Raw genomic sequence first — 13198 nt, 5'->3', positions numbered from 1 at the left:
AGCATAGTCTGAATAAATGCTATGCTAAACCTTTCGGTTTTCTAAGTTTGGATGTTAGATGAGTGCTTTAGATTTAGACCTGTTGAGTGAATATCTAGATGGTGACCAAAATGAACATGGTCTAGATTTCGCGGCAACCCATGGTTTCTTATGTGCTATTGCAGTAGGCCCAAAATTCGACAAATGGTTAGACGAACTTTTTGATAGTAATCAAAAGAAAGTGCCTGCAGAAATCATCACTCAGGTGCAAGCATGGTTAGAGTCTATTCGTCAAAGCTTAGCCAATGAAGAAGGGATTACGTTCCCGTTTGAAATTGAAGAAGCAGACACTGAATCAAGCCTGGGTGACTGGAGTGTGGGCTTTGTAGATGCCATGTTCCTGAACGAAGACGCTTGGTTTACTGAAGAATTTGAAGAGCAACTGGTGGATTTAACTCTGCCAATCATGGTCTTTAGTGGCATTGATGATGAAGATCCACAAATGGAAACTTTCCGTCGCAATGGCCAGTTAATGGACGAGCTTGCAGAAGAAATTCCAGAAAACTTAAATGAATTGTATCTGATGTATCACACTCCAGAATAATTCATAAAAAAAGCACCGCAGGGTGCTTTTTTTAGCTTTGGCCTTTTTGCATCTTTGAGAGCTGCCCGATCCTATTTTCTTTCCAAGCCTGTACGCTTGGCCAGACTATAGCGTGCATAAGCATTGTAGGCGATATGGAACAGTAAGGCATGTAAGGCAATACTTGCAGCCACCAGGAATGAATTTGTTCCTCTTCCTATATAGGTGATGGTTCTATAAATCTCATCTGTCTGCGGGTTCATCCAGATGACCACTACTAAAAAGATAAACCCGAATGTCATAGCAATGATAGTAGAGCCCCAGACCAGTTTGCCTTTCTCTTGCTGAGTCGGCAAACGAAGTTCTTTCTTAACAAAGTATCGGGCACTGAGAAAGGCAGAAGCAATCAGGGCAGGAATCAGCAGAATGGCGCCCAGATTGAATACATAGATGAGTATGCCTACCAATAGAACCAAGGTCAGATAAACGGTGGCAAAATATTTTAGATAATGCGACATCGTTTTAATCTCCTTAAGGCATCTTCCCTCAGGATGGACGATTTTTACGCTGCTGTCTACGGTAAAAAATCCAGATAATAATTACCACAACAATGGCAATAATCACATAACTGACTTTACTGAAAATTTGCTGCATCAACTGCTGGTTTTCGCCAAAATAAAATCCGACACACGCCAAAAATGTGGTCCAGATGATGGTTCCAAGTGCGCTATAAAACATAAATTTCCAGAAGGGCATATGACTCATGCCAGCAGGAATGCTGATCAGCGAGCGAACCGCAGGAATCATGCGGCCAAAGAACACAATCCGGTGACCATAATGCTCAAACCAACTCAATGATTTTTTTACATCTTCTGATTTAATAAATAAATATTTGCCATAACGATCGACAAATTTAAAAATAGAATCATGGTTAAATTTATAGCCAATCCAGTACAGCAAGGCAGCTGCCAGCAGGGAGCCGATACAGCCGGACATGATTACCCCGACGAGTATTAACTCGCCCTGAGAGGCTGAATAGCCCGCGGAAGGCATAATAATTTCGGAAGGGATTGGCGGGAAGACATTATCCAGGAACATGAGCAGAGCAATGCCCCAGTAGCCCAGTTGCTCCATAACGGAAATAATCCATTCGGTCAGATTCATATCATTGGCAAAATAAAAAATACTGCCTGTATCCTAAGCAGTATTTTTTGTGCAGTAAAGTCTTGGAATATAAATGATCAGGCAGAATCAGCTATGTGTCAGGGTATAAATATAAACTTTACGTAAGAAATAGGCCAAGCAGATCGGCAAAATACTCAACAGGATAAAATGCATGATGCTGGTATTGATATGGTAACCAATGAAAAGCGCCAAGATCGCGCCAATAACGGTTCCCAAGATAACGACGAACAGATGTGATTGCTGTTCAAGCTCTTCAGAAATTTGATGAAGCCGTTGCAACTTTATATTTTCTTTTGGTTGAAATTGAACCAGATTGTCTGAATCTCGAGCAAGTGAGCCTGCCATTTTATATTCCTTTTCACTTAAAAATTTCAGTTAATAATGAAAGACTTAGCTTGTAAATCACCGTATCATTAGACTAACAATCTTGTTTGGAAAAAAATGAGGTTCTTGGTAAGGAATTGGTAAGAGTTTTATTGCTGTTGTGATTTTTATGTAAACAAAAAACCCTCCGAAGAGGGTTTTTATATATTTCATTACAAAAGGCCAAATTAGAGGCGTTTGCGTTTTGCTGCTAAAATTTGTGATTGACGCATACGGAAACCTTCTTTTTGTTTCTCCGAGGTTTTGTCAATACAGTACACACAAGAGACACCATGTTCATAACTTGGGAGGGCAACTTCTTCTGGAAGTAAAGGCCAGCCACACGCATGACACTTGGTATTTTGGCCTTCTTCAACACCGTGCGTTACGGCAGTACGACCATCAAACACGAAGCATTCACCTTCCCACATGCTTTCTTCAGCCGGGGTTTCTTCCAGGTATTTTAGAATGCCGCCTTTCAGGTGATACACTTCGGTAAAACCTTCTTGTAGAAGAAGTGAAGTGGATTTTTCACAACGAATACCGCCAGTACAGAACATGGCAATTTTCTTGTCTTTGTGCTGTTCCAGATTATTTTTCACGTATTCAGGGAATTCGCGGAAGCTTTCAGTTTTCGGATCAATCGCGCCTTTGAACGTACCTGCTTTGTATTCGTAATCGTTACGGGTATCAACCAGAATCACGTCATCACGTGCAATCAGTTCGTTCCATTCTTTTGGATCAAGATAGTGACCGACTAAATCACGCGGTTTCACTTCCACGCCTAAAGTCACGATTTCTTTTTTTAATTTAATTTTCATTTTACGGAATGGTTTTTCAGAACTGTCAGATTCTTTGTATTCCATTTCGTTAAAACCTTCATTCAGAAGGAACTGGTGAATTTGATCAATCGATGCACGGTCGCCTGCAACCGTACCGTTAATGCCTTCACCTGCCACAATTAGAGTACCGCAAAGGTTGATGGATTTTACCAGGTTCAGAAGACGTTGCTGAAGATCGGCAGGATCTTGAACTTCTTTGAATTGATAAAGTGCGGCAACAACCCAACCAGTCGTCGCTTGCTGTTCTACAGGTGCAAGCTGTTCTACAGTAGCGTTCATGGAATACTCCAACGTAGCATGATAATTTGAAAGGCGCATATTTTAGCTTGATTCGAGTGAATAAGCGAGTAAAACGCAAGTCTTTTAACAGGCTTCAATTCATGAGGGAGAGCGTGTATAGTCATGCCCGACCCAGGATTTTGTGCAGTGATGCAGATACTGAAAGTTGCAGTATCTTTGGAGTGTGTTTTGAGTTCAGATCGTCGTATTGCGTCTTTAACCCCATGTGCAGGGCGTTGTTCGACCGTATTTGGTGATGCGGTATGTCGTGGTTGCCGCCGTTTTAATCATGAAGTGATTCACTGGAATACGTATAGTGCCGAGCAGCATCGAGCTGTGTGGCAACGCCTGGATGCACAGCTGGATCAGATTCTGGTGCCGCTGTTACCGCATGCCGATCTTGTCAAAGTGCAGGCCTTTGTGCTGTCGAAACGGGTGCGTTTGCGTGATGATGCTTCCAAAGGGCGCAAGTTGTATCATGCTTTAAAGTTGTGTGAAAAAAATCGGCATTTTACCGACGATAGTGGTTTGGGCATCCATTATAAGCAGGTGCGTCCGTTGTGGGATGAGTTTGAGCGCCGGATCTTGGCCTTGGCTACTGCCAGTTATGATCTGGCTTTTCTGCGGGCAGACGGTATCAGTCAGCATCTGATTCATATACAAGAGGAGGACTAAGTCCTCTTTTTTTATGCATAAAAATAACAATAGCTGAGGGGTGGCATGAATATTAGTGAATATTTTTTATATTGTCTGGCTGTTGTGGTGATGATCGCTACACCTGGCCCAGTGATGTTGCTGGTTGCTAGCGCCGGTTTAAAAGGTGGCTATACGGCAGCTTTAAGAACCATTTTTGGTACCAATTTTGCCTCCCTAGTTTTAATTGCTTTATCTATATTAAGTTTGAAAGGTTTGCTGGTTATCAATGCGCAATGGCTAGATACGATCAAGTTACTGGGCTGTTTATATATTGGCTATCTAGGCTGGCAGATTTTCCGTGAAGTTATTTTTAAGCAGCAGGAGCAAGCTCAGGAGAATCTAGTTCCTGTGCATGGTGGTTTTCGACAAGGTTTTTTGGTTGGTATTTCTAATCCGAAGGACATTATTTTCTTTGCGGCTTTTTTCCCGCAGTTTATCGGGATTACTCCTGATCTTGATTTAAGTTTAATTATTTTGACTTTGAGCTGGATTCTCCTGGATTTTCTGACTTTGTCTGTGGTGTATTTGGGTTTCAACCACTTATCCCATTCTCGACTCTATCCACATTTGCTGGCATTGTGCGGCATGATTCTGCTCATGATTGCAGGGTACGGAATTTATCAAATCCTGATTTAAAAATGTACAGCATACTTGAACTGTTCCTGCCTGGCATATCCTGCAAAAATCATGCTAAGGTGAAATCAAATAAAAATTGAACAGATTAGCATGTCCAGAACAGTACCATCGCCAGATCGTCCATTTTCCCCGCTGTTATTTATTCAACCTGCTGTGATTCAAATTCTTCAAATCATTGGGCTGGCGCTGATCGCTGTCAGTATCGTGTATCTGCTGGCAGCAAACTGGTGGATGTTGCCCAAATTTGTCCAGCTGTTTATTCCTCAAATTTTATTGCTGGGTTCAGCATTGCTGAGTGTGCGTTTCACTGCGCGGGAAAAGTTAAGACAAAGTCTGGATACTGTATCGGGTCTAATGCTGGGCTTAAGTCTGGCCGTGATTGGACAGATTTATCAGACTGGTGCTGACAGTTATCAGTTATTTCTGCTTTGGGCTTTGCTGTTGCTGCCTTGGCTGTATCGGCCGAATATTGGGATCTTTGCATTATTTTGTGTGGTCAGCCAGTTAGCACTCTATTTTTATTTTAAACAAAGCTTTTGGCTGGTGCGTGCTGAAACTCTTTATCTGCTCGGTCTGAATCTGTTGACCGGGCTAAGTATGATCTATGCCTTACGTTATTATCCGGTTTTGCGCTATCTGTTTATCGCTGTCGTGGTGCTTATTTCAGTAGTAAGTATGTTCCGGTTTATCGACTCGGATTCGATCTGGTATTTGGCTTCGGTGCTGGTTCTGCCTATTTTATTCAGTGTTTATTTCTATACCCGAAAGCAACAGCTTGAAACCAGTTTGCTTGTTGCAGGACTGGCCCTGAGTTTTAGTATTCTGATTTTTGATCTCACTGAGCAATATTTACAGGATTCTGCCGCTGGCTTATTGATACTAGCTTTGCTGATATTCAGCTGGTTCGCAGCTATTACAGGTCTGCTGATCAAGCTGTTGCCCAAGAGCCGGTTTTCGGTCATTCCATTGGCTCTGGGCGCGTGGATTGCTGGTGTGATCTTGGCCATGCTGTTGCTGACCTATTGGAAAAGTTTTTCGATTCTGATGGGAATCATTTTTATCGCAGTCGCCTGGTGGTTGATTCGTAGCAAGCCCTCAGTTTTTCTGCGGCAATTGGCTTATTGTTTATGGGTTTGCGGTCAGGCCGCGGTATTGATTCATACTCAATTACTCACAGAGAGTCTATTGCTAATCTGGCTGATACAAGTCGGCATTACGCTGCTGACTATCATGAGTCGTATGCATTGGCTGGTGGTGCTGTTGCAGTTGTTACTTGCACATATACTGGGAATTGCAGTTCTGGTCGACCAACATGCATTTTTTCAGGATCAGCGCCTGCTGACGTGGATCATGCTGCTGAATTACAGCATTCTGACAGGAGCTTTGCTTACTGCGAGATACTGGCTCGCTTCAGCTTATGCCAAAAGCATGAATTTATGGATGATTAGTATTTTGGTGGTGACGGCTATTTTTCAATGTTTACTGCAATTTGGTGTGGCTCAGCAATTGCAGCCACGCGGTATAGATGAAGCCATTATTTTCTATATTTTGCCAGCTTTCTGGCTATTGAGTTTTGTCGGGATTCATCTCAAGCAATTTTCACGAATTCAACTCTGGCTCATTCCTGCTGCGGGAATTCTGCTGATTGCATTGGGTTACTTTGAAATTTTTATCATTTTAGTGTTTATGGCTTGGGCCATGGTGAATCAACAACGATTGATGCAAGCCTTGACCATTTTGCTACTGATCTTCTGGTTATGGCTGCTGTATTACAATCTGGGACTAAGTTTTTTATTTAAAAGTGTCAGTATTTTTGCCTCAGGTGTGCTGGTGTTGCTTTTGGCTTATGTGTTGAGTTCACCGAAGTTCCAGCTGAAAGCAGGAGTGGTCTCATGATGAAAAAGTTTATGGCACTGCATCTTAGTATTTTTAGTATTGCTTTATTCGTAGGTTTAATTGTCCAGCATGAATGGCATCTGGCCAAAAGCGACGGTATCTTTGTCGAGTTGGCACCAGTCGATCCGCGTTCGATCCTGCAAGGGGATTATATGGTACTGAACTATGATCTGCATTTTAGCGCAGTGGCAGCGGGGAATGGTTCCGAACAGCCTGTTTCTGACATAAAGATTGAAGATTTTAAAAATCAATCACATGTAATGAGTTATGTGCAGCTGGATCAGCAGCGCAGAGTTATTAAAACCAGTTTTGATCGAAGTGCACTCAATCAATCGGAACGTGTAGCCCGATTAATGCTGAAAAACCCACGCAATACTTTTGAGGCTTTGTATCCTGCTGCTAACAGTTTCATGTTCCCCGAGGGTCTGGAGCCTTGTTATCGTAACGCCAAATTTGCAGAGCTGAAAGTGAAGGAAAATGGCAAGGCCTTGTTATTTGATTTGCTGGATCAACAATTAAAACCCTTAAACTGTGAAAGCTCTAAAAGCTGGCGAGAGGGCAGTTAAATAGGTCAATATTCCAGTATTAAAAAAGCCCGCAATGTGCGAGCTTTTGGGTATCTGGTCTGATCAGATTATGCGACTTGTACCGGAATACAGTTGGCAGTGTGGCTGACTGTATTGTTTGGGGTAGCATAAACCAAACGAGGCTGATGGGCATTCGCTTCAGCTTCAGTGAAATCGCCAAAGGTTGCAATAATCACGATATCACCTACATCGGCCTGATGCGCAGCACCACCATTCACTGAAATGATGCCTGAATTATCTTCGCCACGAATTGCATAAGTTGCAAAACGTTTACCATTGGTCACGTTCCACACATGAATTTCTTCGTATTCACGAATGCCAGCCAAATCCATCAAAACGCCATCAATTGCACATGAACCTTCATAGTGTAGTTCTGCATGTGTAACGTGAGCGCGGTGAATTTTGCATTTTAATAAACGAGATAGCATGGCTAGCGTCCCCTGAGTTGACCTAAGAGTTTGATCATTTGATTAAATCAATCTTGCTTGCTGTATGGTGAATAATCGAGCAAACGCATTTTGCGCTTAAATAAACTTTCTGGCAAGCGGAATTGTCCAGCAATTTTTGAACGTTTAGTTCGGCTTATATGCGTTGATTTGATTCATGGCTTGCTGTACTTCACCATTCACCAGCATTTTTATGCGGGCGAGGGCATGAGAAATTGCATCATCCATTAAATTCTGTTCGCTGCTTGGTGCTTTACTGAGTACATGACCGGAAACACGGTCTTTGGCACCAGGATGACCAATTCCAATACGCAGGCGATGGAAGTTTGAACCAATATGCGGAACGATATCGCGTAGACCATTATGACCACCGTGACCACCGCCAGTTTTCAGGCGAATGACACCAGGATTCATGTCCAGTTCATCATGGGCAATCAGGATCGATTCAGGTGCGATATTGTAAAATTTGGCGAAAGGAACAACACTTTTACCGGAAAGGTTCATAAAGGTTGTCGGTAGAAGAAGACGGACGTCTTGACCTTCGATATTGCCACGACCGCTAAATCCATTGAATTTTGGGTCTTTTTTGAGGGTAATGCCATATTGGTCTGCAAGGCGTTCTACGAACCAGAAGCCTGCATTATGGCGGGTTTGGGCATACTCAAAACCTGGGTTACCCAAACCAACAATCAGTGAAATATTTGACACTAATTACACCATTAACACTTATGCGCGTTTGAAGTCAGCGTGCATTGGTGTGTTTTTAGCTGGGTGACGTTGTAACGCTTGGATTTTCACGCTTTCAACTTTACCGTCTACATCAATTTCGATAACTTCTTCAAAGAATGAATTGTTTTCTAAGAATTTAACAAGCTGACGAAGCTCAACAGTAATTGCTACAGGAGCAGCTTCACCACCGTAGATGATTGCAGGAACTTTAGCTTGAAGACGAAGGCGGCGGCTCGCACCTTTCCCTTGAACTGCTTCTTCACGTGCTGCTGCGTTTAATACGAAGTTTGCCATGATAGACATCCTATTTAAGTTAAATGAACCAGACTTGCGACCAGTCTGGTGAGTAAAAGCCCTACCAAATGGCAGGGCTTTGAAAATTCAGCGCTCTATTATAGATAAGAATCGAACATTGCGCTAATAGATTCTTCGTTGTTAATACGACGAATCGTTTCGGCAACCATGCTGGCTACTGAAACCTGGCGAATCTTGCCCAGTGCTAAAGCTTCATCAGAAAGAGGAATGGTATCAGTCACAACCAGTTCATCAATCACAGAATTCTTTAAGTTTTCAAGCGCTTTACCAGAAAGTACTGGATGCGTTGCATATGCAACAACCTTGCGAGCACCGAAAGTTTTCAATGCATCAGCAGCTTTGCATAGCGTACCAGCAGTATCTACCATGTCATCAACGATGACACAATCACGATCTTTTACATCGCCAATCAAATGCATCACTTGTGATTCATTCGCTTTTTGACGACGCTTATCGATGATTGCAAGATCGATATCGCCCATTTGTTTCGCAACAGCACGTGCACGCACTACACCCCCCACGTCAGGTGAAACCACCATCAGGTTGTGATGCGATTGTTGACGCAAGTCAGCAAGTAGCGCTGGTGTACCGTAGATGTTGTCTACAGGGATATCGAAGAAGCCTTGGATCTGGTCAGCGTGCAAGTCGATCATCACAACACGGTCAACGCCTACAGTAGTGAGCATGTCTGCTACAACTTTTGCAGTAATTGGAACACGTGCTGAACGTGGACGACGGTCTTGACGAGCATAACCAAAATAAGGAATCACGGCAGTAATACGACCCGCACTTGCACGACGCAAAGCATCAGCCATCACCAAGATTTCCATCAGGTTATCATTAGTTGGGGCACAAGTAGGTTGTACGATAAATACGTCTTTACCACGAACGTTTTCAGTAATCTCGACAGCAATTTCACCGTCAGAGAACTGACCTACAGAGGCAGCGCCTAGAGGAATATGTAAGTGACTTACGACTTTTTGAGCGAATTGTGGATGCGCAGATCCACTAAAAACGACAAGATTGGGCATGAAGCACCCTTGGCGGTTGGGATATATGGGAATAGATGGCAGGGGTAGCTGGATTCGAACCAACGGATGCCGAGATCAAAACCCGGTGCCTTACCACTTGGCGATACCCCTAATGCGGCAGAACTTTAATATTTTTGCGGTAAAGTGTCAAGGTAAATTAACAGTCTTACAGCAAATGAGTGTTCTGTCTTTTTTCGAGAAAATGGCAGGGGCGGCTGGATTCGAACCAACGGATGCCGAGATCAAAACCCGGTGCCTTACCACTTGGCGACGCCCCTAATTTGATGACTGTAAGATGGCAGGGGTAGCTGGATTCGAACCAACGGATGCCGAGATCAAAACCCGGTGCCTTACCACTTGGCGATACCCCTAATACAGTACATCTACAGGTGAAAAATGGCAGGGGTAGCTGGATTCGAACCAACGGATGCCGAGATCAAAACCCGGTGCCTTACCACTTGGCGATACCCCTATCTACACTTTAAACTGAACTAAAGGTGATTCTTGTAAACTGTTGACCAGGTAAGCTTTACATGGTGCATTTGCAAGAATATCTTCGATATTCAGATTTTCAGTGACTTCAATAAACACACAAGCACCTGTACCTGTAAGCTTTGCTTTTCCGAACTGGTCGAGATATTGCATTGCTTCATCGACTTCGAGATATAAGCTTCTTGCCAGTGGCTCAAAGTTATTTCCAAAATCAGATGGCGTTTCCTGATAGGCGCAAAATTTAGTGCTCTTCGTGTCTCTTGTCAATGCTTTTTGCGAAAAAAGCAGTTGAGTGCTGATAAAACAATCAGGTTTTAACACAATGAATTTTTTTTGATCTAAGTCTATGAATGTTAAGTGTTCACCAATGCCTTCAGCCCAGGCATTTTTACCATGCACAAATATCGGCACATCTGCACCCAGTTTAACCCCGAGATCTGCCAGTTGCTCAACATTTAAACCGCACTGCCAGAGCTGGTTTATCACAATCAGGGTCGTCGCTGCATTGGAAGACCCACCGCCAAGACCTGCACCCATCGGGATATTTTTTTCCAGACGAATTTTTAGTCCGCACGGCGTTTGGGCATAAGGCTTCAACAACTGTATCGCCCGATAGATTAGATTCTGTTGCAGATCGACGGAGGCCAGACCTTCAATCTGAATCGCATCATCGGCGCTTGGTTCAAACTCCAGCCAGTCATACAGGTCAATCAGCTGAAAAATACTTTGCAGCTCATGATAACCATTTTCACGGCGACCGGTGATATGTAAAAACAAATTCAGTTTAGCAGGCGAGGGAACACGAATCATCATGGGCTGGAATCAGGTCAATTAACGGTTTTCAATGATCATTGTAATACGGTTTTCTGCACCATTTCCAAGTGACTGCTTTAAAATCAAACGGTTTGGCATTTTGGCCTGCGCATTATAATTGAGATCGACCGTCCAGCCCTGTTCGATAATCTGGTTAATTCGCTGTGTATCGTCTTTTTGTAATTTGGCAGTCGTGGTAGCAGGGCGGGCTTGTACCCAATCGACTAAATAACTGATCGGCGCTTGCCAGCCGGTTGCACGTTGCAGTAATTCTTCGGCACTGGCTGCCTGAATCACACCGGTTTTTGCGCTGTTTAAGGTCACTTGTCCCGGTGTGCCAGAAATCTGGGTTTTACCGACGCCTAAGATACCGCTGAGCTCAATATCGAATTCTTCCTGCTGTTGTACCCAGGTAAAGAATGCGCTGCCAGTCTGTTGAGGGGTACGAACGCCAATTTTACCTTGCAGCTGAAATTGATTCTCTGCCTGTACAGACGGGGTGGCAGGCGCTTGAGGCTTGATCATCTGCTGACAGCCAGTTAAAAATAAAGCAGTGGCTGCAAAGGCACAGCAGCCCAATTGGCTCAAATTGCGCATAAATTAATTAACTCGTTTTGGTTTGTGGTGCTAACAATAGCGAATTAAGTTGTTTCAATTCTGGGTCATTTGGATGGTTTTGTTGTAATTGTTGTAACACTTGGTGGAAGTGTTGTAGATCACCTTTCATGTACAACGACCGGGCATAACGCACCCCAATCTTCACATTCGGATTCAATTGATAGGCTTTGTATAATACGTCCGCAGCTGTGGCGAAGTCATTCTGTAAATAACAGATATAACCATAGGTATCCAGAATGGACGCCTGTTCCGGTGCATATTCCAGTGCTTGCTCTACATAGCGGCGTGCTTCTTCGAGACGGCGGTTCTGCATCGCCAGGGTATAGGCATAGGCATTGAGGTAAGTCGGACTATTCGGTTCAATTTTAAGTAAAGTGCTGAGTAATTCATCCAGCTTGGCGCGATCCTGATGGGGGTCCAGCAACAGGACTTGCGAATAAACCAGTTCAGGGTCATCGGGCAGGTTTTTGCTGGCTTCTTCCAGCAGGCGGATCGCGGCTTTTTTATTCTGCATGCGCGTCAAAATATCCGCTTGGGCTAGATAGAGGAAGCTGGCATGTTGTGGATAATTGACCCGTTCCTGAGTCAGGAAACGCAGTGCATCATGCAGTTTATCCTGCTGGGCAAAAATCGAAATCATGTTACGGCGTGAGACCGTGTACAGACTGCCATCGACCAGACGATAATAGGCTTTGGCTGTTTCATAGTGCTGTTTGCGTTCTGCATTGACCGCCAGATAATAATAGGCTTCGTTCTGATATTGTGCAGAATAACGCAGTTCAACCAGATATTTTTCGGCCTTCTCGTATTCTTCTAAGTCAATACTGGTCAGTCCGGCAATAAACAGGGCTTCTTCGGCAGTCGGCCATTTTTTTAGAATGTCTTGCAGTTTTTTTAGCGCCAAAGTCGCTTCGTTCAGCTTGACCAGATATTTGACTTCGGCCAGACGCACATCCAGATTATTGCGGTGTTTACGGCTGGATTTTTCATACCATTGCAGTGTCGCCTGAGTATCGCCGAGTGCATTGAGCAGATTGGCTTTCATCAGGATATATCCAGTCGCATTCGGGCGTTTTTTTAAGGCACGGTTAACTGTATTTAGAGCCTGTTCGAGCTGACCATTTTGCGCTTCCAGACCGGCCACCAGCACCAGAATAGACGGGTTGTCCTTGGCTTTGGTGGTACTTAAGGCCTGAATCAGATAAGTACGGTCTTCTGTACCTTCTGGTGAAATCCCTGCGAGAATTTCTTCCAGATCGGCGCTGTCATCAATTTGCAGGATTTTTTCTAAGGTCTCAGCAGCCAGCTCATATTCATGCGCTTTAAGGGCAATATGTGATAAATAAAATAAAGCAGGGACGTCTTGTGGCTCTTGTACCACCCAGTGCGTGGAGATATCTAGTGCTGCCTGCAGGTCATCATGTTCCAGCGCGACATTCAGTGCGCGCTGTTTGACTGAAGTGGAATTGCTCTTGATCGCTAGCACCGTATAGTTGTGCAAAGCGGTCGGAATGTCATGTGCAGCGATGGCAAACTCAGCCATCATACTTTGTTTTATCGCATCATAATTTTGATTTGCATGGTAAACTGCTTCCGCTGCATAGAGATGTGCAGTCGAAGCCATGCTACCCACCAGTAGGAATGTGGTAGAATATTGCTTAATTGTAGGGCCGTTGATACGGCTAATTGTTTGACGCAATTTTTTATT

At 43.8% G+C, this 13198-nt stretch carries 16 protein-coding genes and 4 tRNA genes; 5 read left to right on the top strand and 15 right to left on the bottom strand.

Going from position 1 to position 13198, the window contains the following annotated elements:
• The first annotated feature begins 58 nt into the window (after positions 1–58).
• Complete coding sequence (locus tag MTX11_RS03930; RefSeq protein WP_004280621.1) at positions 59–583, top strand: YecA/YgfB family protein; 525 nt, start codon at positions 59–61, stop codon at positions 581–583.
• Positions 584–654: 71 nt separating this feature from the next.
• On the opposite strand, the gene MTX11_RS03925 is transcribed toward MTX11_RS03930, so the two are convergent.
• The 4 genes from MTX11_RS03925 to trhO form a co-directional block, all read right to left on the bottom strand.
• Positions 655–1080, bottom strand: a complete 426-nt coding sequence (locus MTX11_RS03925) for an ABZJ_00895 family protein (protein ID WP_243474416.1) — start codon at positions 1078–1080, stop codon at positions 655–657.
• 28 nt (positions 1081–1108) lie between these two features.
• Positions 1109–1726: a DedA family protein gene (locus MTX11_RS03920; RefSeq protein WP_243474415.1), complete on the bottom strand. Its 618-nt coding sequence runs from the start codon at positions 1724–1726 to the stop codon at positions 1109–1111.
• Positions 1727–1813: 87 nt separating this feature from the next.
• A complete protein-coding gene (locus MTX11_RS03915; RefSeq protein WP_004280617.1) occupies positions 1814–2092 on the bottom strand; it encodes a hypothetical protein in 279 nt (92 codons plus the stop codon).
• Positions 2093–2298: 206 nt separating this feature from the next.
• Positions 2299–3231 (bottom strand): oxygen-dependent tRNA uridine(34) hydroxylase TrhO, encoded by a 933-nt coding sequence (trhO, locus tag MTX11_RS03910; protein ID WP_243474414.1) that lies wholly within the window; start codon positions 3229–3231, stop codon positions 2299–2301.
• Positions 3232–3420: 189 nt separating this feature from the next.
• On the opposite strand from trhO, the gene MTX11_RS03905 reads away from it, so the two are divergent.
• From MTX11_RS03905 to MTX11_RS03890, 4 genes are all read left to right on the top strand, one after another.
• Positions 3421–3906, top strand: coding sequence for a DUF1289 domain-containing protein (locus MTX11_RS03905; protein WP_005252584.1), 486 nt, complete (start codon positions 3421–3423; stop codon positions 3904–3906).
• A gap of 45 nt (positions 3907–3951) precedes the next feature.
• Complete coding sequence (locus MTX11_RS03900) at positions 3952–4563, top strand: LysE family translocator (RefSeq protein WP_153566833.1); 612 nt, start codon at positions 3952–3954, stop codon at positions 4561–4563.
• A gap of 90 nt (positions 4564–4653) precedes the next feature.
• The gene (locus MTX11_RS03895; protein ID WP_243474413.1) at positions 4654–6459 is read left to right on the top strand and encodes a DUF2157 domain-containing protein; all 1806 of its coding nucleotides are present in this window, start codon (positions 4654–4656) and stop codon (positions 6457–6459) included.
• Complete coding sequence (locus MTX11_RS03890) at positions 6459–7025, top strand: GDYXXLXY domain-containing protein (protein ID WP_243474440.1); 567 nt, start codon at positions 6459–6461, stop codon at positions 7023–7025. The genes MTX11_RS03895 and MTX11_RS03890 overlap by 1 nt, the downstream gene beginning before the upstream one ends.
• Before the next feature lie 68 nt (positions 7026–7093).
• Here MTX11_RS03890 and panD read toward each other — a convergent pair whose 3' ends face one another.
• From panD to MTX11_RS03835, 11 genes are all read right to left on the bottom strand, one after another.
• A complete protein-coding gene (gene panD, locus MTX11_RS03885) occupies positions 7094–7474 on the bottom strand; it encodes an aspartate 1-decarboxylase (protein WP_005265888.1) in 381 nt (126 codons plus the stop codon).
• A 144-nt stretch (positions 7475–7618) separates the two neighbouring features.
• Positions 7619–8200 carry an aminoacyl-tRNA hydrolase gene (gene pth / locus MTX11_RS03880; RefSeq protein WP_243474412.1) on the bottom strand — a complete coding sequence of 194 codons (582 nt, stop codon included), beginning with the start codon at positions 8198–8200 and terminating at the stop codon, positions 7619–7621.
• A gap of 18 nt (positions 8201–8218) precedes the next feature.
• On the bottom strand, positions 8219–8515 hold the full coding sequence (gene rplY / locus MTX11_RS03875; RefSeq protein WP_004645781.1) for a 50S ribosomal protein L25: 297 nt from the start codon (positions 8513–8515) through the stop codon (positions 8219–8221).
• A 98-nt stretch (positions 8516–8613) separates the two neighbouring features.
• Positions 8614–9567, bottom strand: coding sequence for a ribose-phosphate pyrophosphokinase (locus MTX11_RS03870; RefSeq protein ID WP_005103975.1), 954 nt, complete (start codon positions 9565–9567; stop codon positions 8614–8616).
• 36 nt (positions 9568–9603) lie between these two features.
• Positions 9604–9678, bottom strand: a tRNA-Gln gene (locus tag MTX11_RS03865).
• Positions 9679–9770: 92 nt separating this feature from the next.
• A tRNA-Gln gene (locus tag MTX11_RS03860) sits at positions 9771–9845 on the bottom strand.
• An 18-nt stretch (positions 9846–9863) separates the two neighbouring features.
• Positions 9864–9938, bottom strand: a tRNA-Gln gene (locus MTX11_RS03855).
• Positions 9939–9964: 26 nt separating this feature from the next.
• Positions 9965–10039, bottom strand: a tRNA-Gln gene (locus MTX11_RS03850).
• A gap of 2 nt (positions 10040–10041) precedes the next feature.
• On the bottom strand, positions 10042–10869 hold the full coding sequence (gene ispE / locus MTX11_RS03845) for a 4-(cytidine 5'-diphospho)-2-C-methyl-D-erythritol kinase (RefSeq protein WP_086044936.1): 828 nt from the start codon (positions 10867–10869) through the stop codon (positions 10042–10044).
• A gap of 21 nt (positions 10870–10890) precedes the next feature.
• Positions 10891–11469: a lipoprotein insertase outer membrane protein LolB gene (lolB, locus tag MTX11_RS03840; protein ID WP_004645779.1), complete on the bottom strand. Its 579-nt coding sequence runs from the start codon at positions 11467–11469 to the stop codon at positions 10891–10893.
• A 7-nt stretch (positions 11470–11476) separates the two neighbouring features.
• The gene (locus MTX11_RS03835) at positions 11477–13189 is read right to left on the bottom strand and encodes a tetratricopeptide repeat protein (RefSeq protein WP_243474411.1); all 1713 of its coding nucleotides are present in this window, start codon (positions 13187–13189) and stop codon (positions 11477–11479) included.
• Between the last annotated feature and the right edge of the window lie 9 nt (positions 13190–13198).

The organism is Acinetobacter lwoffii (assembly GCF_022809915.1).
Lineage (GTDB): Bacteria > Pseudomonadota > Gammaproteobacteria > Pseudomonadales > Moraxellaceae > Acinetobacter > Acinetobacter lwoffii_M.
Note: the sequence above shows the minus strand (reverse complement) of the source record. Positions and strands in the feature narration are given on the sequence as shown.

Coding starts and splice junctions, on each gene's coding strand:
- MTX11_RS03930 (WP_004280621.1), top strand. CDS start 59: ATGAGTGCTTTAGATTTAGACCTGTTGAGTGAATATCTAGATGGTGAC.
- MTX11_RS03925 (WP_243474416.1), bottom strand. CDS start 1,080: ATGTCGCATTATCTAAAATATTTTGCCACCGTTTATCTGACCTTGGTT.
- MTX11_RS03920 (WP_243474415.1), bottom strand. CDS start 1,726: ATGAATCTGACCGAATGGATTATTTCCGTTATGGAGCAACTGGGCTAC.
- MTX11_RS03915 (WP_004280617.1), bottom strand. CDS start 2,092: ATGGCAGGCTCACTTGCTCGAGATTCAGACAATCTGGTTCAATTTCAA.
- trhO (WP_243474414.1), bottom strand. CDS start 3,231: ATGAACGCTACTGTAGAACAGCTTGCACCTGTAGAACAGCAAGCGACG.
- MTX11_RS03900 (WP_153566833.1), top strand. CDS start 3,952: ATGAATATTAGTGAATATTTTTTATATTGTCTGGCTGTTGTGGTGATG.
- MTX11_RS03895 (WP_243474413.1), top strand. CDS start 4,654: ATGTCCAGAACAGTACCATCGCCAGATCGTCCATTTTCCCCGCTGTTA.
- MTX11_RS03890 (WP_243474440.1), top strand. CDS start 6,459: ATGAAAAAGTTTATGGCACTGCATCTTAGTATTTTTAGTATTGCTTTA.
- panD (WP_005265888.1), bottom strand. CDS start 7,474: ATGCTATCTCGTTTATTAAAATGCAAAATTCACCGCGCTCACGTTACA.
- rplY (WP_004645781.1), bottom strand. CDS start 8,515: ATGGCAAACTTCGTATTAAACGCAGCAGCACGTGAAGAAGCAGTTCAA.
- MTX11_RS03870 (WP_005103975.1), bottom strand. CDS start 9,567: ATGCCCAATCTTGTCGTTTTTAGTGGATCTGCGCATCCACAATTCGCT.
- ispE (WP_086044936.1), bottom strand. CDS start 10,869: ATGATTCGTGTTCCCTCGCCTGCTAAACTGAATTTGTTTTTACATATC.
- lolB (WP_004645779.1), bottom strand. CDS start 11,469: ATGCGCAATTTGAGCCAATTGGGCTGCTGTGCCTTTGCAGCCACTGCT.